Raw genomic sequence first — 22,752 nt, forward strand, 5'->3', positions numbered from 1 at the left:
TACGTTAACGGCTCAAACCTGCGCTGTATACCGCGATTAAGCTCGCAATGATGCCATGCACAGACTTTTAGCTAGACGAGTCGACCCCTTGAGAGGTCACGGAGTTCATCCTTGCTCATGCGTGAAACCCCCGTTTTGATCGATGGCCCGGTGGGCCAATTGGAAGCCTTGTACCTGGATCACCCCGAACCACGTGGCCTGGCGCTGGTTTGCCACCCTAACCCGGTGCAGGGGGGGACCATGCTCAATAAAGTCGTCTCGACCCTGCAACGCACTGCCCGCGATGCGGGTTTGATTACTTTGCGCTTCAATTACCGTGGCGTAGGTGCCAGTGCCGGTACTCACGATATGTCCACCGGTGAGGTCGACGATGCTGAAGCGGCCGCCACCTGGCTGCGGGAAAAGCACCCGGACCTGCCAATCACCTTGCTCGGTTTTTCTTTCGGTGGGTATGTGGCCGCCAGCCTCGGCGGCCGCCTGGAAGCCAAAGGTGAAAAGCTCGCACACCTGTTCATGATTGCCGCTGCGGTGATGCGCCTGCGCGATACCGACGCGTTACCGCTGGGCTGCCCGTTGACCCTGATCCAACCGAAAAGCGACGAAGTGGTTGACCCGCAGCTGGTCTACGACTGGTCCGCCGCCCTCAAACGCCCCCATGAGTTGCTGAAAGTGGCAGAATGCGGACACTTTTTTCACGGCAAGCTGACCGATCTCAAGGATCTGGTGCTGCCACGCCTTTCGAATTGATGACAAGCGATCACCCATGACGACCCGTACCCGTATCCTCACCGGCATCACCACCACCGGCACGCCGCACCTGGGCAACTACGCCGGTGCGATTCGCCCGGCGATCCTCGCCAGCGAAGACGCGAATGCCGATTCCTTCTACTTCCTGGCCGACTACCATGCCCTGATCAAATGCGATGACCCGCAGCGCATCCAGCGCTCGCGTATGGAAATCGCCGCGACCTGGCTGGCCGGTGGCCTGGATGTGAACCGGGTGACCTTCTACCGCCAGTCGGACATCCCGGAAATCCCCGAGCTGACCTGGCTGCTGACCTGCGTTGCCGCCAAGGGCCTGCTCAACCGCGCCCATGCCTACAAGGCCTCGGTGGACAAGAACGTGGAAAACGGTGAAGACCCGGATGCGGGCATCAGCATGGGCCTGTACAGCTACCCGGTGCTGATGGCAGCGGACATCCTGATGTTCAATGCGCACAACGTGCCGGTGGGCCGCGACCAGATCCAGCACGTGGAAATGGCCCGCGACATCGGCCAGCGCTTCAACCACCTGTTCGGCAACGGTAAAGAATTCTTCACCATGCCCGAGGCGCTGATCGAAGAAAGCGTGGCCACCTTGCCAGGCCTGGATGGTCGCAAGATGTCCAAGAGCTACGACAACACCATCCCGTTGTTCACCAGCGCCAAGGACATGAAGGACGCGATCTCGCGGATCGTCACCGACTCCCGCGCGCCAGGCGAAGCCAAGGATCCGGACAATTCGCACCTGTTCACCCTGTACCAGGCGTTCGCGACCAAGGCCCAGGAAGCCCAATTCCGTGGTGAGCTGCTAGAAGGCCTGGGCTGGGGCGAGGCGAAGAACCGTCTGTTCCAACTGCTCGACGGCCAGCTCGGCGAAGCGCGCGAGCGTTACCATCAACTGATGGCGCGCCCATCGGACATGGAGGACCTGCTGCAGGTCGGCGCCAAGAAGGCCCGCGCTGTGGCGGCACCGTTCCTGGCCGAGCTGCGTGAAGCGGTGGGCCTGCGTTCGTTCGTCAACCAGACGGCGGCGCCGGTCGCCACCAAGAAAAAAGCAGCGAAGGCTGCACGGTTTGTGAGCTTCCGCGAAGACGATGGCAGCTTCCGCTTCCGCCTGCTGGCGCCTAACGGTGAACAGCTTCTGGTTTCGCGCAAATTTTCTGATGGTAAGTTGGCAGGCGCTGCAACTAAAGATCTTCAGTCGGGTAAGGCACTGGATATTCGCGAAGAAGGAACCACCTTCAGCGTCTGGCTGGAAGGCTACTGCATCGCAGATGGGCCTTTCTTCGAAGAGATTTCATCTCGCGATGCCGCCATCGCCGCTTTGCGCGCTGCGTTGACCCCAATCGAGGATTAACCCGACCAAGGGTTGATTGCCATTATCCAGGGCCGTCGTTACAGTGTCGGCCCGTTTTTGTTGCCTTGCTAACGAAATTATGACGCCCCTAGAACGATATCAAGCTGATCTGAAACGCCCCGAGTTCTTCCACGACGCGGCCCAGGAAAATGCCGTGCGTCATTTGCAGCGCCTGTACGAGGACCTCGTGGCCGCGTCGCAAAGCAAGCCAGGGATGTTCAGCAAGCTGTTTGGCAAGAAAGACCACACGCCGGTCAAGGGCCTGTATTTCTGGGGCGGCGTGGGCCGGGGCAAGACTTACCTGGTAGACACCTTCTTTGAAGCGCTGCCGTTCAAGGAAAAGGTGCGTACGCACTTCCACCGCTTCATGAAGCGCGTGCACGAAGAGATGAAGACCCTACCGGGCGAGAAAAACCCGCTGACCATCATCGCCAAGCGCTTCTCCCAAGAGGCCCGGGTGATCTGCTTCGATGAATTCTTCGTCTCTGACATCACCGACGCCATGATCCTTGGCACGCTGATGGAAGAACTGTTCAAGAACGGTGTGACCCTGGTGGCCACGTCGAACATCGTGCCCGATGGCCTGTACAAGGACGGCCTACAACGTGCGCGCTTCCTGCCGGCCATTGCGCTGATCAAGCAGAACACCGATATCGTCAACGTCGACAGCGGCGTCGACTACCGCTTGCGTCACCTGGAGCAAGCCGAGCTGTTCCACTTCCCGCTCAACGAAGCGGCGCACGAAAGCCTGAAGAAAAGCTTCCGTGCGCTGACGCCGGAATGCACGCAAGCGGTGGAAAACGACAAGCTGATGATCGAGAACCGCGAAATCATCGCGCTGCGCACCTGCGATGACGTGGCCTGGTTCGAGTTCCGCCAACTGTGCGATGGGCCACGCAGCCAGAACGATTACATCGAGCTGGGCAAGATCTTCCACGCCGTGATCTTGAGTGGTGTGGAACAGATGGGCGTGACCACCGACGATATCGCCCGACGGTTCATCAACATGGTCGATGAGTTCTACGACCGTAACGTCAAGCTGATCATCTCGGCGGAAGTCGAACTCAAGGATCTCTATACCGGCGGCCGCTTGAATTTCGAATTCCAGCGCACCTTGAGTCGCCTGCTGGAAATGCAGTCCCACGAGTTCCTGTCGCGCGGCCACAAGCCTTAATCAATCTCCGGCTCAATGGAGATCTAATGTGGGAGCCGGGCTTGCCCGCGATGGGGGTGTATCAGCCAACTATAGGCTGGCTGATACACCGTCATCGCAGGCAAGCCAGCTCCCCACAATGGTTTGTGTTGGCCTGGAGTCAGGCGGCCTGCTGAAATTGCTGGCGATACTGGTTGGGCGACAACTCCGTGTGCTGCCTGAACAACCGCGCAAAGAAACTCGCATCGTCGTAACCCACCTCGTAGCTGATGGTCTTGATGCTCTTGCGGCTGCCCGAGAGCAGGCCCTTGGCGGTCTCGATGCGCAGGCGTTGCAGGTAATGCAGCGGCTTGTCACCGGTCGCGGTCTGGAAGCGGCGCATGAAGTTGCGGATGCTCATGCCGTGTTCCCGGGCGACGTCTTCAAAGCGGAATTTGTCGGCAAAGTGCTCTTCAAGCCAATGCTGGATCTGCAGGATGATCACGTCCTGATGCAGCTTCTGCCCGCCAAACCCGATCCGCCCAGGTGAATAGTTGCGCTGCACCTCGTAGAGAATGTCGCGGGCCACCGCCTGGGCGATGTTGGCGCCGCAGAAGCGTTCGATCAGGTAGATATAAAGGTCGCAGGCCGACGTGGTGCCACCGGCGCAATACAGGTTATCGGCATCCGTGAGGTGCTTGTCCTGATTGAGCTGCACCTTGGGGAAACGCTCGCTGAAGGCATTGAAGAAGCGCCAGTAGGTGGTCGCCTCCTTGCCATCGAGCAGCCCGGCTTCGGCCTGCCAGAACACCCCGGTGGCCTCGCCGCAGAGTACGGCGCCGCGGGCGTGCTGTTCGCGCAGCCACGGCAGCACTTGCGGGTAGCGCGAGCACAGGGCATCGAAGTCGTCCCAGAAAGCTGGCAGCACAATGATGTCGGCGTCTTCGAGGCCGCCGTCCACCGGCATGATCACATCGCTGAAGCTGCGCACGGACTGGCCGTCGGGGCTGACCAGGCGCGTTTCGAACCCTGGGGTCAGGCCCAGGCCTTGCTGTTTGCCATGGCGCAGGCTGGCGAGATGGAAGAAATCCTTGGCTTGCATGAGGGTTGAAGCGAATACCCGATCAATGGCCAAAATGCTGACGCGCCGCAACGGCGTGGAGATTTGGTTAGACATAATTTCATTTATTCTTATAGGGGAAAGTGGTCACCAGACGGCTGGATCGTCTTATTTTTTGTCGCATGTGTCCAGTGTCCCGTGACGCCTTCGGGGCATAGGCTCTGTGGGCTCGTCCTTGTCCGACAATCCACGCAGGTGACCCATGATCCCCAGAACCTTGTTCAGCTCGGAGCACGAACTCTTCCGTGAGAGCGTGCGCACCTTTCTCGAAAAGCACGCCGTGCCCTTCCATGGGCAATGGGAAAAGCAGGGCTATATCGAACGTAACCTGTGGAACCATGCGGGGGAGGCGGGCATGTTGTGTTCCCACCTGCCAGAGGAATATGGCGGGCTGGGCGCGGATTTTCTCTACAGCGCGGTGGTGATCGAAGAAGTCAGCCGCCTGGGTTTGACCGGCATCGGCTTTTCCCTGCACTCGGATATCGTCGCGCCTTACATCCTGCATTACGGCAGTGAAGCACTGAAGCACAAGTACCTGCCCAAGTTGATCTCCGGGGAGATGGTCACGGCCATTGCCATGACCGAGCCGGGCGCTGGTTCCGACCTGCAGGGCGTCAAGACCACAGCGGTTTTGGAGGGTGATGAGTACGTGATCAACGGCTCCAAGACCTTTATCACCAACGGCTACCTGGCCGATCTGGTGATTGTCGTCGCCAAGACCGACCCCAAGGCTGGCGCCAAGGGCACCAGTCTGTTCCTGGTGGAAGCCGACACGCCGGGCTTCGACAAGGGCAAGCGCCTGGAGAAAGTCGGCATGAAGGCGCAGGACACCTCGGAACTGTTCTTCCAGGATGTGCGCGTGCCCAAGGAAAACCTGCTGGGCCAGGCGGGCATGGGCTTTGCCTACCTGATGCAGGAGCTGCCACAAGAACGCCTGACCGTGGCGATTGGCGCGCTGTCCTCAGCCGAAGCAGCGTTGCAATGGACCCTCGAGTACACGCGAGAGCGCAAGGCGTTCGGCAAGGCGATTGCCGATTTCCAGAACACCCGGTTCAAGCTGGCGGAGATGGCCACCGAGATTCAGATTGGCCGCGTGTTTGTCGATCAGTGCATGGCCTTGCATCTGGAAGGCAAGCTGGACGTGCCCACAGCGGCGATGGCCAAGTACTGGGCCACGGACCTGCAATGCAAGGTGCTCGATGAGTGCGTGCAGTTGCATGGCGGCTACGGCTTCATGTGGGAATACCCGATTGCCCGGGCCTGGGCGGATGCGCGGGTGCAGCGCATTTATGCGGGGACCAATGAGATCATGAAAGAGATCATTGCGCGGGCGCTTTGATTGTTAGGTGCTCTTGATTGATCGTTCCCACGCTCCGCGTGGGAACGCCTCATGTGACGCTCCGCGTCACGACTCTGAAAGCGGACGCAGAGCGTCCGAGGCGGCATTCCCACGCGGAGCGTGGGAACGATCAGTGCGGATCAATCAAGGTGCTGGATTCGGATGATCCTTCTGAATCGCCTCAATCCCTTCCAGCACCTCTTTCGACAATTTCAGTTCGGCACTGGCGATGTTGCTGTCCAGTTGTTCCAGTGATGTGGCCCCAATGATATTGCTGGTCACAAACGGCTGCTGTGTCACAAACGCCAGCGCCATCTGCGCCGGGTCCAGGCCATGTTCCCGCGCAAGAGCCACATACCGGCTGCACGCCGCTTCCGATTGCGGGTTGAAGTAGCGGCTGAAGCGGCTGTACTCGGTCAGGCGCGCCTTGGCCGGGCGAGCGCCATTTTCGTACTTGCCACTGAGCATGCCGAACGCCAAAGGCGAATAAGCCAACAAGCCGCACTGTTCACGAATGGCAACCTCCGCCAGGCCCACTTCAAAGCTGCGGTTGAGCAGGTTGTAGGGGTTCTGGATCGACACGGCGCGCGGCCAACCGCGGGCTTCGGCCAGGGCGAGGAATTTCATGGCGCCCCACGGCGTTTCGTTGGACAGGCCAATGTGGCGGATCTTGCCGGCCTTTACCTGTTCATCCAGGGCTTCGAGCGTTTCCTCCAGTGGGGTGAGGTCGTCTTCGTCCTTGTGCTTGTAGCTCAACTGGCCGAAGAAGTTGGTGCTGCGCTCCGGCCAATGCAGTTGGTAGAGGTCGATCCACTCGGTCTGCAGGCGCTTGAGGCTGGCGTCCAGGGCTGCGGCGATGTGCTTGCGGTTGTGGCGCAGGTGGCCATCGCGGATATAGTCGATGGTGTTGCCGGGGCCGGCGATCTTGCTGGCGAGAATCCAGTCGGCGCGGTCGCCACGGCTTTTGAAGTAGTTGCCGATGTAGCGCTCGGTGGTGGCGTAGGTGTCGGCCTTGGGCGGCACCGGGTACATTTCTGCGGTGTCGAGGAAGTTGATCCCCGCGGCCTTGGCCCTTTCGATCTGCGCGAAGGCCTCTGCCTCGCTGTTCTGCTCGCCCCAGGTCATGGTGCCCAACGCGATCGCGCTGACATTCAGATCGGTGCGGCCCAGCTGTCGGTAATCCATCGGGTACTCCTTCGGGGTAAAACAATCATAAAAGCAGGTTGAATTTTTTTTCGCAATCTGCATAATTGCCCACCTCTTTCTGCAGTGGAAGTGATGCGCCGCCTGCCGAAGAATCTTGCCGTTGAACGGACGCGCCGACCCGAGCCCCCGATAGCGTCTGTATCCGGCTGCCTTTGACCTTGTCAAAGTACGCACTATTCAGTAAGATCCGCCGTCTAAATTTACAGGCGGCCCCTGAGGCTATTAAAGAATGACAACTTTTACTGCAAAACCGGAAACAGTTCAGCGCGACTGGTTTGTCGTCGACGCCGCTGGTCAGACCCTGGGTCGTCTGGCCACTGAAGTCGCCAGCCGTCTGCGTGGCAAGCACAAGCCTGAATACACCCCGCACGTTGATACCGGCGACTACATCGTCATCATCAATGCTGAGCAGGTTCGTGTAACCGGCAACAAAGCAAGCGACAAAATGTACTACCGTCACTCCGGTTTCCCAGGCGGTATCAAGTCTTCCAACTTCGAAGGCCTGATTGCCAAGAAGCCTGAAGCCCCGATCGAAATCGCGGTCAAAGGCATGCTGCCTAAGGGCCCACTGGGTCGCGATATGTTTCGCAAGCTGAAAGTCTATGCGGGCGCTGTACACCCTCATGCTGCTCAGCAGCCCCAAGAACTGAAGTTTTAACGGAATAGTTCATTATGTCGGCGACTCAAAATTACGGCACTGGCCGTCGCAAAACCGCAACCGCACGCGTTTTCCTGCGTCCGGGCACTGGTAACATCTCGATCAACAACCGCTCCCTGGACAACTTCTTCGGCCGCGAAACTGCCCGCATGGTAGTTCGTCAGCCGCTGGAATTGACCGAGACCGTTGAAAAGTTCGACATCTACGTCACCGTTATCGGTGGCGGTGTAAGTGGTCAAGCTGGCGCAATCCGCCACGGTATCACTCGCGCTCTGATGCAGTACGACGAAACCCTGCGTGGCGCTCTGCGCAAAGCTGGCTTCGTGACTCGCGATGCTCGTGAAGTTGAACGTAAGAAAGTCGGTCTGCGTAAAGCGCGTAAGCGTCCGCAGTACTCGAAGCGTTAATTCGCTTTACGTTCCACAAAAACGCCCAGCTCCTCACGGAGCTGGGCGTTTTTTATTGCCTGTGATTTATGCACATTTTTCGCCGTGACAACTTGCCACATCCGTAGACCCCCTATACTACAAGGCCTGGAGACGGAGCCCCGGGCAATTCCCTTGTCATACGTGGGGCTTTTCATTACCATCCGTCAAAATTTTTATAAGTAAAGATTCAACACTTAGTAGACGCCTGATTTAACAGGCCAAAAAGCTGATGGGAGAGGACTGAATGAGCAATGACGGCGTGAATGCAGGCCGGCGTCGCTTCTTGGTAGCAGCCACATCCGTGGTGGGTGCTGCAGGAGCGGTGGGGGCTGCGGTCCCGTTCGTGGGGTCATGGTTTCCCAGTGCCAAGGCGAAAGCCGCAGGTGCACCGGTGAAGGTGAATGTCAGCAAGATCGAGCCAGGCCAGCAGATGATTGCTGAGTGGCGCGGCCAGCCGGTTTTCATTGTTCGTCGTACCGAGGAAATCCTGGGGAATCTGAAGAAGATCGAAGGCCAGCTGTCTGACCCGACATCCGAAAAGTCCGACCAGCCCGCCTACGCCAAGAACGAAGCACGTTCGATCAAGCCAGAGATTCTGCTGCTGGTTGGTCTTTGTACCCATCTGGGTTGCTCACCTACCTTCCGCCCGGAAGTGGCGCCTGTCGATTTGGGCAAAGACTGGGTCGGCGGTTATTTCTGCCCGTGCCACGGTTCCCACTATGACCTTGCGGGCCGCGTCTACAAATCCCAGCCCGCCCCCCTGAACCTGCCGGTTCCTCCTCACAATTACGAATCTGACGACATCATTGTCATTGGCCTCGACAAGGAGAACGCGTGATGAGCAAGTTCATGGATTGGGTGGATGCGCGCTTCCCCGCCACTAAAATGTGGGAAGACCATCTCAGCAAATATTACGCGCCGAAAAACTTCAACTTCTTCTACTTCTTCGGCTCCCTGGCCCTGTTGGTGCTGGTCAACCAGATCGTCACCGGCGTGTGGTTGACGATGAGCTACACGCCGTCGGCGGAAGAGGCGTTTGCCTCTGTCGAATACATCATGCGTGATGTCGAGTACGGCTCGATCCTGCGCCTGCTGCACTCCACCGGCGCGTCGGCGTTCTTTATCGTCGTCTACCTGCACATGTTCCGCGGCCTGCTCTACGGCTCGTACCAGAAGCCCCGTGAGCTGGTGTGGGTCTTCGGCATGTTGATCTATCTGGCGCTGATGGCCGAAGCCTTCATGGGCTACCTGCTACCTTGGGGCCAGATGTCTTACTGGGGCGCCCAGGTGATCATCTCGCTGTTCGGCGCAATCCCGGTGATCGGCAACGACCTGACCCAGTGGATTCGTGGTGACTACCTGATCTCCGGCATCACCCTGAACCGCTTCTTCGCCCTGCACGTGGTGGCCTTGCCGATCGTGATCCTGGGCCTGGTGGTATTGCATATCCTGGCGCTGCACGAAGTGGGTTCCAACAACCCGGATGGCGTGGACATCAAGAAGCACAAGGACGAAAACGGCATCCCGCTGGATGGCATTCCGTTCCACCCGTACTACACCGTGAAAGACATTGTCGGCGTGGTCGTGTTCCTGTTTGTGTTCTGCTCGATCGTGTTCTTTTTCCCGGAGATGGGTGGTTATTTCCTGGAGAAGCCTAACTTCGAACAGGCCAACGCCTTCAAGACACCTGAGCACATTGCCCCGGTCTGGTACTTCACGCCGTTCTACGCGATCTTGCGTGCGATCCCCGACAAACTCATGGGCGTGATCGCCATGGGCGCGGCCATCGCGGTGCTGTTCGTGCTGCCGTGGCTCGACCGTAGCCCGGTCAAGTCAATGCGCTACAAAGGCTGGCTGAGCAAGATCTGGCTGTGGGTGTTCTGCATTTCGTTCGTGATCCTGGGTGTGTTGGGTGTATTGGCGCCCACCCCTGAACGGACCTTGCTGTCGCAGGTCTGCACCTTCCTGTACTTCGCCTACTTTATTCTGATGCCGTTCTATACCCGGCTCGAGAAGACCAAACCGGTTCCGGAAAGGGTGACTGGCTGATGAAAAAATTACTCGTTGCATTCGTGCTTGCGGCGCTGCCGCTACTGTCCTTCGCTGCCGAACATGGTGCGCAGCTGGAAAAAGTCGATATCGATGTGTCTGACAAAGCCGCCATGCAGGATGGGCTGCGTACATTCACCAACTACTGCATGGGGTGCCACAGCGCCAAGTTCCAACGGTACGAGCGCGTTGCCGATGACCTGGGAATCCCCCATGAAGTGATGCTCAGCCACGCGGTGTTCACAGGCGCCAAGATCGGCGACCACATGAACATCGGCATGCAGCCGGCCGACGCCAAGACCTGGTTCGGCGCCGCGCCCCCCGACCTCACCCTGGTGGCTCGTGTACGCGGTACCGACTGGCTCTACGGTTACCTCAAATCCTTCTACGAAGACCCTGCACGCCCCTATGGCGTGAACAACAAAGTCTTCCCGAACGTCGGCATGCCGAACGTTCTGGTCGGCCTGCAGGGGCGCCAAGTGGTAGGATGCAAACAGGTTCAGGTCGTTGAAGACGGCAAGAAGCAATATGATCCGTTGACCGGCACGCCGCTGACCCATGAGGCGTGCGATCAACTGACCATCGTGCCCAAGACCGGTACGCTGAACGAAGAGCAGTTCGACGAGAAGGTCAAGAACCTGGTGACCTTCCTGGCCTACTCGGCCAACCCGGTCAAACTGCAGCATCAGCGCATCGGTACCTACGTCTTGCTGTACCTGGCTTTCTTCTTTGTATTCGCTTATTTGCTCAAGCGTGAATACTGGAAGGATGTGCATTGATCCAACCGTAAGCAATTGCTGTTAATCTTGCGCGCCCAGCGGCATCTCTGAACACGTAGCGTCGGTTTGAACCGGACGTTACAGGGATGCTTTCTGGGCGCGCTCGTTTTTGAGCTTTCGATAATTTCAACAAGCGAGGAGGACCGCCATGGGCGTGACCAACCGGTTGGCCTGTTACTCCGACCCCGCCGACCACTATTCCCACCGAGTACGCATCGTGCTCGCAGAGAAGGGTGTCAGCGCCGAGATCATCAGTGTGGAGGCGGGCCGTCAGCCGCCGAAGCTGATCGAAGTGAACCCTTACGGCAGCTTGCCCACCCTGGTCGATCGTGACCTGGCGTTGTGGGAGTCGACCGTGGTGATGGAATACTTGGATGAGCGTTACCCTCATCCGCCTTTGCTGCCGGTGTACCCGGTGGCGCGTGCCAACAGCCGCCTGCTGATCCATCGGATCCAGCGTGACTGGTGCGGGTTGGTGGATGTGATCCTGGATTCGCGTTCCAAAGAAGCCGCTCGTGTGCAGGCGCGCAAGGAATTGCGCGAGAGCCTCACCGGCGTTTCGCCGTTGTTCGCCGATAAACCTTTTTTCCTCAGTGAGGAACAAAGCTTGGTGGATTGCTGCCTATTACCCATACTCTGGCGCTTGCCGATTCTGGGCATTGAACTGCCACGGCCGGCCAAGCCGTTGCTTGATTACATGGAGCGCCAGTTTGCGCGTGAGGCTTTCCAGGCAAGTCTGTCTGGTGCCGAACGTGATATGCGCTAAGGCTTAAGGAGCCGTTGATGAACTCCAGTCGACCTTACCTGGTCCGCGCGCTCTATGAGTGGATTGTGGACAACGATTGCACCCCGCACATGCTGGTCAATTCCGAATTTCCTGCGGTTCAGGTACCCCAGGGTTTTGCCAGTGACGGACAGATTGTGCTGAACGTATCGCCCAGTGCCGTGCGCCACCTGCACATGGACAACGAAGCGGTGAGCTTCGAAGGGCGTTTCGGCGGTGTGCCCCATACGCTGTTCGTGCCCATCGGTGCCATCCTCGGGATCTACGCCCGGGAAAATGGCCAGGGCATGGTGTTCGATCTGGAGTCGCCTTTGGAGGATGACGAAACGATCGAAGGCGAAGACGGTGATGATGTACCGCCACCGGATACCGAGCCGCCGCGCCCTAGCGGTCGGCCAAGCCTGAAAGTGGTGAAGTAGGCGGATTTCGCTTACACACCCGTCTGAAAAATGCCCCGACGTCGGTCGGGGCATTTTTTTTGCGTGAAGGATATGGATGAAAGTCGCGCCAGAACGGTGATCGTACAACCACCATGGGCTATGATGCGGTCTTTAGTTCGTCGAGAAAGATGGTTCATCATGGAAAACGCCAGCGCCGCCCCACGTCTTCCCCGCAAGCGCCGCAGCCTTGCCCAGGAATTGGTCACGGTGTTGTCCGAGCAGATCCGCGATGGCCAGCTCAAACGCGGCGACAAGTTGCCCACCGAGTCGGCGATCATGGACGCCCATGGCGTCAGCCGGACGGTGGTGCGTGAAGCCATCTCGCGCCTGCAAGCGGCGGGGCAGGTCGAGACTCGCCACGGTATCGGCACCTTCGTGCTGGACACGCCAAGCCCCAGCGGTTTTCGCATAGACCCGGCCACTGTGGTGACCTTGCGCGATGTGCTGGCGATTCTGGAGCTGCGTATCAGCCTGGAAGTGGAGTCTGCGGGCCTCGCGGCGCTGCGTCGCAGCGAGGAGCAACTGGCGGCCATGCGTGCGGCCCTCGATGCCTTGAATGAAAGTGCGGCCCACGCCGGCGATGCGGTGGCGTCGGACTTTGCCTTCCACCTGGAAATTGCACTGTCTACCGGCAACCGCTACTTCACCGACATCATGACCCACCTGGGCACCAGCATCATTCCGCGTACCCGCCTGAATTCGGCGCGCCTGGCCCATGATGATCAACAGCACTACATGAGCCGCTTGAGCCGCGAACACGAAGAGATCTACGAGGCGATAGCCCGCCAGGATTCGGATGCGGCGCGGGCTGCGATGCGCTTGCATTTGACCAACAGTCGCGAACGACTGCGCCATGCCCATGAAGAGGCAGAGGCGCAGCGGGTCTGATCGTTCCCCCGCTCTGCGTGGTAACGCCTCTATGGACGCTCCGCGTCCCGGTGCGCGTGAATTTCTCAAGCCCTCGCAGGGTGACGCGGAGCGTCATAGGCTGTATTCCCACGCAGAGCGTGGGAACGATCATGCCAGCCGTTAGTTGACGGGTTGGTTTGGCTTATAGTCTTTAAGCAGCAAGTACGTACTCCACCCCCACCAATCATTGGTCCAGTGCTTGTCGTTCAAATCGTTGACGTCCTTGCGCCGCAGCACCTTGTCCCCCTCCATCTTGAACAGCGGCGAGAAGTTATTCGTCGGGTTTTGCGCGGCGTTCAGGTCGGGCACATACAGCGGTGCCTTGAACTCAGCCGGGGAGGGCGCGATACCGCTGATGAAGGTTTCGAAGACTTCATCTGCTGAGGCCTGTACCGCCCGTTTGACCTGCACGCGATTGTCGGCGTCGATGCTGTCGAAGTAGCGCTTGTCGCCGTATGCATGCCACTGAGCGCCCATGGCATTGCGCACCTTGAGCCCGAATTTGCTGTCTTCATCGTGCATGAAGCGGCTGATCAGCGAGCCGAGTTCTCCAGGCGTCACGACCGCTGCCAGTTGTTTGCGCGGTACCCGCAGGTGGCCGGCGGAAAACAGGTCGGTCAAAAAATGATCGGCAAAGCTGTTCATGGCGTAGGCCAATTCCAGGGCCTGGTCGGTGCCGGTCTGATGGGCCATCACTGCCTGTTGCAGTGCTGCCGTATGGCCGGCCATGTAGGCCGACAAGGCCCACTCACCGAAGTGATCGGCGTTGTCCGCTGCCAGTTTCAGGTAGCGGCCTAGTGGCACGAGGGCCGAAACAGCGCTGCCGCCGCCAGTGATGCGGTTCCACTCCTCGGACAACGTATCACCCAGGGCGTCGTAGGCTTCGTGCGGCTGTTTGCCGTCCTTGATCGCCTGGTTGACGGCGTTGATCTCCTTTTGCATCACCGCCAGGATCTTCTGCGCTTCTTCCCGTGAAGCGGGCAACACGGCAAGAGAATTGAAGGCCGCGTTAAAGCGTTGCACGCGTTCGGCCGGGGAGTTGCCATCGCTGATCGGTTGGCCGGGGATGCCATAGAAGTCGCCGCCCAGGGCGATCACTTGGCCATAGGTCAGCGCAAGCCCGTTGGGCAGGTGCAGTTCGACTTGGCGCGCAGGAATGGCGGGGGCGTCCTTGACGAAGCGAAGCAGGGTGTCATCGCCGATGGCGGTGTGTTCACCGCCTTCGAAGCGCAGGGTAGGTGGTGTTTTTTCGGGTGCTGCGAGTTCAAGACCTGACATGTTAGCTCCTTGCTATGTCGTAGGAATCTTCCGGGATAACTGTATATGCATACAGTTATCTGAATCATAGGTGAGAAATTTCCTACGTCAAGAACTACGTCTTAAGCCGTCAAAGGATTACGCCGGATGAATTGCAGTTGACGAATTTATTTATAGTTGTACGATGACGTACGACATCATAAAACCAACAACAACCTTTCGTTAGAAAGTCTTCGCCCAGGGTGTTCGAATAATGAATCCACAAGAACTGAAGTCCATCCTCTCCCACGGTCTGCTGTCTTTCCCGGTGACCGATTTCAACGCCCAGGGTGATTTCCACCAGGCGGGTTACATCAAGCGCCTGGAATGGCTGGCCCCTTATGGCGCCAGCGCCTTGTTCGCCGCAGGTGGCACAGGTGAGTTTTTCTCCCTGGCGGCCAGCGAATATTCCCAGGTGGTGAAAACCGCCGTGGATACCTGTGCGTCCAGCGTGCCGATCCTGGCCGGTGTAGGCGGTGCCACCCGCCAGGCCATCGAGTATGCCCAAGAGGCCGAACGCCTCGGCGCCAAAGGTTTGTTGCTGCTGCCGCACTACCTCACCGAAGCCAGCCAGGACGGGGTTGCCGCCCACGTTGAAGCCGTGTGCAAGTCGGTCAAGATCGGCGTGGTGGTGTACAACCGCAACGTCTGCCGCCTGACCGCACCGCTGTTGGAGCGCCTGGCCGAGCGTTGCCCGAACCTGATCGGCTACAAGGATGGCCTGGGTGATATCGAGCTGATGGTGTCGATCCGCCGTCGCCTGGGCGACCGTTTCAGCTACCTCGGTGGCTTGCCGACCGCAGAGGTTTACGCCGCGGCCTACAAGGCCCTAGGCGTGCCGGTGTACTCCTCGGCGGTGTTCAACTTCATCCCCAAGACTGCGATGGATTTCTACCACGCCATTGCCCGCGAAGATCACGCCACCGTTGGCAAGATCATTGACGACTTCTTCCTGCCATACCTGGATATCCGTAACCGCAAGGCCGGTTACGCGGTGAGCATCGTCAAGGCCGGTGCGAAAATCGTCGGTTATGACGCAGGCCCGGTGCGCACGCCACTGACCGACCTGCTGCCGGAAGAGTACGAAGCCCTCGCCGCGCTGATCGACAAGCAAGGCGCGCAATAAATTATCCACAAGGCCGCTGAGCAATCAGCGGCCTTTTGCGTCAGGAGAAGATTCGTGTCCCAGGCAAAGCGTTTTGAGAACTACATCAATGGCGAATGGGTAACCGGCGCCGACTACTGCACCAACATCAACCCGTCGGATGTGTCCGACGCCATTGGCGAATACGCCAAAGCCGACGTGGCCCAAGTCAACGCGGCCATCGACGCTGCCCGCGCCGCGTTCCCGGCGTGGTCCACCTCCGGTATCCAGGCGCGTCACGATGCGCTGGATAAAGTCGGCAGCGAGATCCTCGCCCGTCGTGAAGAACTCGGCACCCTGCTGGCCCGGGAAGAGGGCAAGACCCTGCCCGAAGCCATTGGCGAGGTGACCCGCGCCGGCAATATCTTCAAATTCTTCGCCGGTGAATGCTTGCGCCTGTCGGGCGATTACGTGCCGTCGGTGCGCCCGGGCGTCAACGTTGAAGTGACCCGCGAAGCCCTCGGTGTGGTGGGTCTGATCACCCCGTGGAACTTCCCGATCGCCATCCCCGCGTGGAAAATCGCCCCGGCCCTGGCCTACGGCAACTGCGTGGTGATCAAGCCTGCCGAGCTGGTGCCGGGCTGCGCCTGGGCCTTGGCCGAAATCATCTCCCGCGCCGGTTTCCCCGCCGGTGTGTTCAACCTGGTGATGGGCAGTGGCCGTGTGGTCGGCGACGTGTTGGTCAACAGCCCGAAAGTCGATGGCATCAGTTTCACCGGGTCGGTGGGCGTTGGGCGTCAGATCGCGGTCAGTTGTGTATCGCGCCAGGCCAAGGTGCAGTTGGAGATGGGTGGCAAGAACCCGCAAATCATTCTCGACGATGCCGACCTCAAGCAGGCTGTCGAGCTGTCGGTACAGAGTGCGTTCTACTCTACCGGCCAGCGTTGCACGGCCTCGAGCCGCTTGATTGTCACCGCGGGGATCCACGACCAGTTTGTCGCCGCCATGGCCGAGCGCATGAAGTCGATCAAGGTGGGCCACGCTTTGAATAGCGGCACCGACATTGGCCCGGTGGTGTCCCAGGCCCAGTTGGATCAGGACCTGAAATACATCGACATCGGCCAGAGCGAAGGTGCCCGGCTGGTGAGTGGGGGCGGCCTGGTGACCTGCGACACCGAAGGCTATTACCTGGCGCCCACACTGTTTGCCGACAGTGAAGCGGGCATGCGCATCAGCCGTGAAGAGATCTTCGGCCCGGTGGCCAACGTGGTGCGCGTGGCGGACTACGAGGCGGCGCTGGCCATGGCCAATGACACCGAGTTCGGCTTGTCGGCCGGTATTGCCACCACCTCGCTCAAATATGCCAACCACTTCAAGCGCCACTCCCAGGCCGGGATGGTGATGGTCAACCTGCCGACGGCAGGGGTGGATTACCACGTTCCATTTGGTGGCCGTAAGGGTTCATCCTACGGTTCGCGTGAGCAGGGTCGCTATGCGCAAGAGTTCTACACCGTGGTGAAAACCAGCTACATCGGTTCGTAACACGCAGCATCCTCTCTGTAGGAGCGAGCTTGCTCGCGAAAAACTCAAATTCACCGCGTGCATCCTGAATGCCCGCGTGATCGTTGAAGTTCTTCGCGAGCAAGCTCGCTCCTACAGGGAGACGCAACCAGGCAATACAAAATCATTACCCGCAAAAAAAATAATTAGTGGGAGTACTTCTACATGCAAGCGACCAAGCCGACCCACGTCCGCTATTTGATCCTGCTCATGCTGTTCCTGGTGACCACGATCAACTACGCCGACCGGGCCACCATCGCTATCGCCGGCTCCAGCCTGCAAAAAGACCTCGGCATCGACGCGGTCACCCTCGGTTATATCTTCTCTGCATTCGGTTGGGCCTACGTGGCCGGGCAAATTCCCGGTGGCTGGCTGCTCGACCGTTTCGGCTCGAAAAAAGTCTATGCCCTGAGCATTTTCACCTGGTCGCTGTTCACCGTGCTGCAAGGCTATGTCGGTGAGTTTGGCGTCTCCACTGCGGTGGTCGCGCTGTTCATGCTGCGCTTCATGGTGGGCTTGGCCGAGGCGCCCTCGTTTCCGGGAAATGCCCGTATTGTTGCGGCGTGGTTTCCTACGGCTGAACGCGGCACTGCGTCGGCGATCTTCAACTCGGCCCAGTACTTCGCCACGGTGCTGTTCGCGCCGTTGATGGGCTGGATCGTCTATCGCTTCGGCTGGCAGCACGTGTTTATCGTGATGGGCGTGATCGGCATTGTTTTCTCGCTGATCTGGCTGAAAGTTATCCACAGCCCGCGCCAGCATCCGATGATCAACGAAGCCGAGTTCAATCACATCGCCGCCAATGGCGCGATGGTCGATATGGATCAGGACAAGGGCAAGGGTAAGAAAACCGACGGGCCGAAGTGGGATTACATCCGCCAGCTCCTGACCAACCGCATGATGCTCGGCGTCTACCTGGGCCAGTACTGCATCAACGGCATCACCTACTTCTTCCTGACCTGGTTTCCGGTGTACCTGGTGCAGGAGCGTGGCATGACCATCCTCAAGGCCGGCTTCATTGCCTCGTTACCGGCGATCTGCGGCTTTATCGGCGGTGTGCTCGGCGGGGTGATTTCCGACTATCTGCTGCGCAAAGGCCATTCGCTGACCTTCGCACGCAAGGCGCCGATCATCGGTGGACTGCTGATTTCCAGCAGCATCGTGGCGTGCAATTACGTGGACATCGAATGGATGGTGGTGGGCTTCATGGCCTTGGCCTTCTTCGGCAAAGGCGTTGGCGCACTGGGTTGGGCGGTGGTGTCCGACACCTCACCGAAACAAATCGCCGGGCTCAGTGGCGGCTTGTTCAACACCTTCGGTAACCTGGCGTCGATCACCACGCCGATTGTGATTGGCTACATCATCAGCACCACCGGCTCGTTCAAATGGGCGCTGGTGTTCGTCGGCGCCAACGCGCTGGTGGCGGTATTCAGCTACCTGGTGATTGTCGGCCCGATCAAGCGCGTGGTGCTCAAGGAGCCGCCTACCCAGGGCCCGGAGTTGACCAATCTTTCCCAAGCGCATTCCTGAGGTTCGTGTGATGCAGTTGATTGAACATGCTGACTCGCCGCGCTCGATCCGTTTGCACGAGCGCGACAATGTGGTGATCGTGGTGAACGATCAAGGGGTACCCGCCGGTACCGAGTTTCCCGACGGCCTGGTCACCGTGGATTTCATCCCGCAGAGCCACAAGGTGACCCTGGAAGACATCCCCGAGGGCGGCCAGATTATTCGCTACGGCCAGACCATCGGTTATGCCCTGGCGCCGATTCCGCGTGGCAGTTGGGTGCAGGAGGACCAGTTGCGCATGCCCACCGCACCGCCGCTGGACAGCTTGCCGCTGTCCACCGAGGTGCCTGAAACCCAGGCGCCCCTGGAGGGGTTTACCTTCGAGGGCTATCGCAATGCGGACGGCACCGTGGGCACGCGCAACATCCTCGGCATTACCACCACCGTGCAATGCGTTACCGGCGTGCTGGACCATGCGGTCAAGCGCATCAAGGACGAGTTGCTGCCCCAGTACCCGCATGTCGATGACGTGGTGGCGCTGACCCACAGCTACGGCTGCGGCGTGGCGATTACGGCGACGGATGCCTACATCCCCATCCGCACCGTGCGCAACCTGGCGCGCAACCCCAACCTGGGCGGCGAAGCCTTGGTGATCAGCCTGGGCTGTGAAAAGCTCCAGGCCGGCCAGGTGATGCACGACAACGACAGCTCCGTGGACCTGAGCGAGCCGTGGCTGTATCGCTTGCAGGATTCCAGCCATGGTTTTACCGAAATGATCGAGCAGATCATGGCCCTGGCCGACGTGCGCTTGAAAAAACTCAACCAGCGTCGCCGCGAAACCGTGCCGGCCTCCGAGTTGATCCTGGGCATGCAGTGCGGCGGCAGCGATGCGTTCTCCGGCATCACCGCCAACCCGGCGCTGGGGTATGCCTCGGACCTGTTACTGCGCGCCGGCGCGACGGTGATGTTTTCCGAAGTGACTGAAGTGCGCGATGCGATTTACCTGCTGACCTCACGCGCGAAGAACCCGGACGTTGCCCGCGAGCTGGTCCGGGAAATGGACTGGTATGACCGTTACCTGGCCAAGGGCGAGGCAGACCGCAGCGCCAATACCACGCCGGGTAACAAGAAGGGCGGGCTGTCGAATATTGTCGAGAAGTCGTTGGGTTCCATCGTCAAATCCGGCAGCAGTGCCATCAACGGCGTACTTGGCCCTGGCGAGCGCTTCAAGGAAAAGGGCCTGATCTTCTGCGCCACACCGGCCAGTGATTTTGTCTGCGGCACCTTGCAACTGGCAGCGGGGATGAACCTGCACGTGTTCACCACCGGGCGCGGCACGCCGTATGGGCTGGCGATGGCGCCGGTGGTGAAGGTCTCCACCCGCACCGAGCTTGCCCAGCGTTGGCCGGACCTGATCGATATCGACGCCGGGCGCATTGCGACGGGGCGGGCGAGTATCGAGGAGCTGGGTTGGGAGCTGTTCCACTTCTATCTGGATGTGGCCAGCGGCAAGAAGCAGACCTGGGCAGAGCGGCATAAGCTGCATAACGACATCACGCTGTTCAACCCGGCGCCGATTACCTGAAACCAGGCGCTAACCCTGTAGGAGCGAGCTTGCTCGCGAAAGACGCCAACGATAACGCGTGTTAACTGAATGAACGCGGCGCCTGGGAGTTTCTCGCGAGCAAGCTCGCTCCTACGACGGCAAGCCAGCTCCCACATTTGAATGGCGTTGCCCACACGAACCCGCTCGTACTGGCTTATCATTAGCCAACTAACGACGCCCACCAAGGTTCTCCCCGGCATGCTGGCAATCTTCCTCACCACCCTCACCATCACCGCGCCGGTGTTTGCCATGCTGTTCCTGGGCGTGTTTCTAAAGCGCATCAACTGGATCAATGACAACTTTATCCACACCGCATCGTCCCTGGTGTTCAACGTGGCCATGCCGGCGCTGCTGTTCCTTGGCATTCTGCATGCCGACCTGCACTCGGCGCTCAAGCCGGGCCTGCTCATCTACTTCTGCGTCGCCACCCTGGTGAGCTTTGCCGTGGCCTGGGGTTGGGCGATCTTTCGCTGCAAGCGCGAAGACCGAGGCATCTACGCCCAAGGCGCGTTTCGTGGCAATAACGGGGTCATCGGCCTGGCACTGGCGGCCAGTATGTACGGCGATTACGGCATATCCCTGGGCGCGATCCTCGCCGCGCTGGTGATCCTCTTTTACAACACGCTGTCGACCATTGTGCTGGCGGTCTATAGCCCGGTGATCAAGTCCGACCCGTGGAGCATCTTCAAAAGCGTATTGGCCAACCCGCTGATTATCAGCGTGATCGTCGCTACGCCGTTCGCGTACTTCCAGATCGGCGTGCCCGGTTGGCTTGAGAAATCCTTGCAGTACCTGTCCGATACCACGCTGCCGCTGGCGCTGATTTGCATCGGTGGCACCTTGTCCATGGCCGCGCTGCGCAAGAGCGGCAACATGGCGCTGAGCGCGAGCCTGATGAAGATGATCTGGCTACCGGTGATCGCCACCCTGGGCGCGTGGTTGCTGGGGTTCCGAGGGCCGGAGTTGGGGATTCTGTTCCTGTATTTCGGCGCGCCGACCGCCGCCGCAAGCTTTGTGATGGCCCGGGCGGCGCAGGGTAATCATGAGCTGGCGGCCGCGATTATCGTGATCACCACGCTGATGGCGGCGGTGACCACGAATATCGGGATTTTTGTGTTGCAGGCGGGTGGTTGGATCTGAAATCGGCGGGCAGCTTGAGGCCCCATCGCAGCGATGCGGCGACCCGACAAGCCAGCTCCCACATGTGGACGTGTGAATACCCTCAAGTGTGGGGGCTGGCTTGCCTGCGATAGCTACAGGACAGTCACTGCTGATCGGCCTGATACGCCTCAATCACTTCTTGCGCCGCCCGAAACGCATCAATCGCCGCCGGCACCCCTGCATACACCGCGCAATGCAGCAGCGCTTCGCGGATCTCCTCCACCGTACAGCCATTATTCAGCGCACCGCGCACATGGCCCTTGAGTTCCTGCGGGCACTTGAGGGCGGTGAGGGCGGCGAGGGTGATCAGGCTGCGGGTCTTGAGCGGTAACCCTTCGCGGTTCCAGACGCTGCCCCACGCGTGCTCATTGACGAAGTCCTGCAGCGGTTGGGTGAACGCCGTGGCATTACCCAGGGCGCGGTCGACGAACGCATCGCCCATGACCTGGCGACGTACTTCAACCCCGGGTTTTTTCTGTTCGGTCATTGCGATTCCCTCTTGTGTTGGCGGTGCCAGGCGCGCAGTGAGGTGAACAACAGCAGAGCCCCTAACGCTGGCAGGACGTAATACAGCATCAATTGTTCAAGCTTGTTGGCCAGCGGCATGCCAGTGGTGAAGGCCATGACATGCAGCCCGTACGCCAGGTACAGCCCCAGCAGCACCAGCCCTTCGATACGTGTTACCCGATAGCCGGTATAGAACACCGGCAGGCACAGGATGATGGCGCCGAGCATCACCGGTAAATCGAAGTTCAGGGCGTTGGGCGAGACCGACAGCGGCGTCGGCGCCACCAGTGCGGTAAAGCCCAGCACTCCGAGCAGGTTGAACAAGTTGCTGCCGATCACGTTGCCCACGGCGATCTCCCGTTCGCCACGCAACGCGGCGATCAGCGACGTGGCAAGGCACGGCAGCGAGGTGCCGACGCCGATCAACGTGAGGCCGATGACGCGCTCCGACAATCCGAGATCGCCCGCTACATCCACCGCTGCGCCGAGCAACAAATGCCCGGCCAGCACCAGCACCAGCAAACCGCCGAGCATCAGCAGCACACTGCTCAGCCATGGCGCCTTTGCCACGGTGTCCAGAGTGCGCGGGCGGCGGGAATGACGCGTCTGGTAATGCAATACGCCAAGGTAGGCCACCAGCGCCACCAGCAGCACGGCGCCATCGAAGGGCGTCAGCATTTCGTTAGCCGCCAGGATAAATACCAGCAGGCCGGCGACGATCATCACCGGGATATCTACGCGCACCAGTTGCCGCGAGACCCGCAACGGAATGATCAGTGCGGACAAGCCCAGGGTCACGAGGATGTTGAAGATACTGCTGCCGATGACACTGCCCACAGCGATATCCGTGTTGCCGGCCAGCGTGGCCTGAAGGCTGACGGTCATCTGCGGCGCACTGCTGCCGAAGGCGACGATGCTCAAGCCGATGATCAGTGGCCGCACCTTGAGGCTCGCCGCCAGGCGTACTGCGGCGCGTACCAGGATTTCAGCGCCGATGATCAGCAAGATCAGGCCGCCCACCAGTTCGAGCAGGCTCCAGGGTGAGAGGGCGTTCAATCCGAAAATG

22 protein-coding genes are annotated in these 22,752 nt (G+C 59.6%); 17 read left to right on the plus strand and 5 right to left on the minus strand.

What is annotated here, in order from left to right; translation table 11 throughout:
* The first annotated feature begins 117 nt into the window (after positions 1-117).
* From GIW79_RS02000 to zapE, 3 genes are all read left to right on the plus strand, one after another.
* Positions 118-747, plus strand: a complete 630-nt coding sequence (locus GIW79_RS02000; protein WP_236452309.1) for an alpha/beta hydrolase — start codon at positions 118-120, stop codon at positions 745-747.
* Between the two features lie 16 nt (positions 748-763).
* On the plus strand, positions 764-2,119 hold the full coding sequence (locus GIW79_RS02005; RefSeq protein ID WP_236452307.1) for a tryptophan--tRNA ligase: 1,356 nt from the start codon (positions 764-766) through the stop codon (positions 2,117-2,119).
* A 79-nt stretch (positions 2,120-2,198) separates the two neighbouring features.
* Positions 2,199-3,293 (plus strand): cell division protein ZapE, encoded by a 1,095-nt coding sequence (gene zapE / locus GIW79_RS02010; protein WP_003188500.1) that lies wholly within the window; start codon positions 2,199-2,201, stop codon positions 3,291-3,293.
* Between the two features lie 139 nt (positions 3,294-3,432).
* On the opposite strand, the gene GIW79_RS02015 is transcribed toward zapE, so the two are convergent.
* Positions 3,433-4,353 (minus strand): GlxA family transcriptional regulator, encoded by a 921-nt coding sequence (locus GIW79_RS02015; RefSeq protein WP_236452354.1) that lies wholly within the window; start codon positions 4,351-4,353, stop codon positions 3,433-3,435.
* Between the two features lie 220 nt (positions 4,354-4,573).
* On the opposite strand from GIW79_RS02015, the gene GIW79_RS02020 reads away from it, so the two are divergent.
* Complete coding sequence (locus GIW79_RS02020; protein WP_236452306.1) at positions 4,574-5,710, plus strand: acyl-CoA dehydrogenase family protein; 1,137 nt, start codon at positions 4,574-4,576, stop codon at positions 5,708-5,710.
* A 144-nt stretch (positions 5,711-5,854) separates the two neighbouring features.
* Here GIW79_RS02020 and GIW79_RS02025 read toward each other — a convergent pair whose 3' ends face one another.
* Positions 5,855-6,895 (minus strand): NADP(H)-dependent aldo-keto reductase, encoded by a 1,041-nt coding sequence (locus tag GIW79_RS02025; protein WP_054919333.1) that lies wholly within the window; start codon positions 6,893-6,895, stop codon positions 5,855-5,857.
* Between the two features lie 250 nt (positions 6,896-7,145).
* On the opposite strand from GIW79_RS02025, the gene rplM reads away from it, so the two are divergent.
* The 8 genes from rplM (at position 7,146) to GIW79_RS02065 (ending at position 12,942) form a co-directional block, all read left to right on the plus strand.
* Positions 7,146-7,574, plus strand: coding sequence for a 50S ribosomal protein L13 (gene rplM, locus GIW79_RS02030; RefSeq protein WP_003188508.1), 429 nt, complete (start codon positions 7,146-7,148; stop codon positions 7,572-7,574).
* A 14-nt stretch (positions 7,575-7,588) separates the two neighbouring features.
* Positions 7,589-7,981, plus strand: coding sequence for a 30S ribosomal protein S9 (rpsI, locus tag GIW79_RS02035; protein ID WP_002555064.1), 393 nt, complete (start codon positions 7,589-7,591; stop codon positions 7,979-7,981).
* A gap of 265 nt (positions 7,982-8,246) precedes the next feature.
* Positions 8,247-8,840 (plus strand): ubiquinol-cytochrome c reductase iron-sulfur subunit, encoded by a 594-nt coding sequence (gene petA, locus GIW79_RS02040; protein WP_003188524.1) that lies wholly within the window; start codon positions 8,247-8,249, stop codon positions 8,838-8,840.
* Positions 8,840-10,051, plus strand: coding sequence for a cytochrome b (locus GIW79_RS02045; RefSeq protein WP_003188526.1), 1,212 nt, complete (start codon positions 8,840-8,842; stop codon positions 10,049-10,051). The genes petA and GIW79_RS02045 overlap by 1 nt, the downstream gene beginning before the upstream one ends.
* The gene (locus GIW79_RS02050; protein WP_014716911.1) at positions 10,051-10,830 is read left to right on the plus strand and encodes a cytochrome c1; all 780 of its coding nucleotides are present in this window, start codon (positions 10,051-10,053) and stop codon (positions 10,828-10,830) included. The genes GIW79_RS02045 and GIW79_RS02050 overlap by 1 nt, the downstream gene beginning before the upstream one ends.
* Positions 10,831-10,978: 148 nt before the next feature.
* The gene (locus tag GIW79_RS02055; protein WP_003188529.1) at positions 10,979-11,596 is read left to right on the plus strand and encodes a glutathione S-transferase N-terminal domain-containing protein; all 618 of its coding nucleotides are present in this window, start codon (positions 10,979-10,981) and stop codon (positions 11,594-11,596) included.
* A 17-nt stretch (positions 11,597-11,613) separates the two neighbouring features.
* Positions 11,614-12,033: a ClpXP protease specificity-enhancing factor gene (locus GIW79_RS02060; protein ID WP_014716912.1), complete on the plus strand. Its 420-nt coding sequence runs from the start codon at positions 11,614-11,616 to the stop codon at positions 12,031-12,033.
* 159 nt (positions 12,034-12,192) lie between these two features.
* Positions 12,193-12,942: a FadR/GntR family transcriptional regulator gene (locus GIW79_RS02065; RefSeq protein ID WP_186527579.1), complete on the plus strand. Its 750-nt coding sequence runs from the start codon at positions 12,193-12,195 to the stop codon at positions 12,940-12,942.
* A 141-nt stretch (positions 12,943-13,083) separates the two neighbouring features.
* Here GIW79_RS02065 and GIW79_RS02070 read toward each other — a convergent pair whose 3' ends face one another.
* Positions 13,084-14,241: a phospholipase gene (locus GIW79_RS02070; protein WP_236452305.1), complete on the minus strand. Its 1,158-nt coding sequence runs from the start codon at positions 14,239-14,241 to the stop codon at positions 13,084-13,086.
* Positions 14,242-14,473: 232 nt separating this feature from the next.
* Between GIW79_RS02070 and kdgD the strand changes: the two genes are divergently transcribed.
* The 5 genes from kdgD to GIW79_RS02095 all read left to right on the plus strand — a co-directional run bounded on the left by kdgD (position 14,474) and on the right by GIW79_RS02095 (position 21,158).
* Complete coding sequence (gene kdgD / locus GIW79_RS02075; RefSeq protein ID WP_003188537.1) at positions 14,474-15,385, plus strand: 5-dehydro-4-deoxyglucarate dehydratase; 912 nt, start codon at positions 14,474-14,476, stop codon at positions 15,383-15,385.
* Positions 15,386-15,439: 54 nt separating this feature from the next.
* Entirely contained in the window at positions 15,440-16,885 is a 1,446-nt protein-coding gene (locus GIW79_RS02080) for an aldehyde dehydrogenase family protein (RefSeq protein ID WP_054897027.1), read from the plus strand.
* A 183-nt stretch (positions 16,886-17,068) separates the two neighbouring features.
* Positions 17,069-18,433 (plus strand): MFS transporter, encoded by a 1,365-nt coding sequence (locus GIW79_RS02085; protein WP_003188541.1) that lies wholly within the window; start codon positions 17,069-17,071, stop codon positions 18,431-18,433.
* Positions 18,434-18,443: 10 nt separating this feature from the next.
* Positions 18,444-19,997 (plus strand): galactarate dehydratase, encoded by a 1,554-nt coding sequence (garD, locus tag GIW79_RS02090; RefSeq protein ID WP_032903376.1) that lies wholly within the window; start codon positions 18,444-18,446, stop codon positions 19,995-19,997.
* Positions 19,998-20,216: 219 nt separating this feature from the next.
* Entirely contained in the window at positions 20,217-21,158 is a 942-nt protein-coding gene (locus GIW79_RS02095) for an AEC family transporter (protein WP_034126295.1), read from the plus strand.
* A gap of 124 nt (positions 21,159-21,282) precedes the next feature.
* Here GIW79_RS02095 and GIW79_RS02100 read toward each other — a convergent pair whose 3' ends face one another.
* Positions 21,283-21,666, minus strand: coding sequence for a carboxymuconolactone decarboxylase family protein (locus tag GIW79_RS02100; protein WP_034126296.1), 384 nt, complete (start codon positions 21,664-21,666; stop codon positions 21,283-21,285).
* On the minus strand, positions 21,663-22,742 hold the full coding sequence (locus GIW79_RS02105; RefSeq protein ID WP_057976859.1) for a calcium/sodium antiporter: 1,080 nt from the start codon (positions 22,740-22,742) through the stop codon (positions 21,663-21,665). Before GIW79_RS02105 ends, GIW79_RS02100 begins: the two co-directional genes overlap by 4 nt.
* Positions 22,743-22,752: the final 10 nt, after the last annotated feature.

It is taken from the genome of Pseudomonas sp. PA-7-1E (assembly GCF_021605325.1).
GTDB classification, from domain to species: Bacteria; Pseudomonadota; Gammaproteobacteria; order Pseudomonadales; family Pseudomonadaceae; genus Aquipseudomonas; species Aquipseudomonas fluorescens_BV.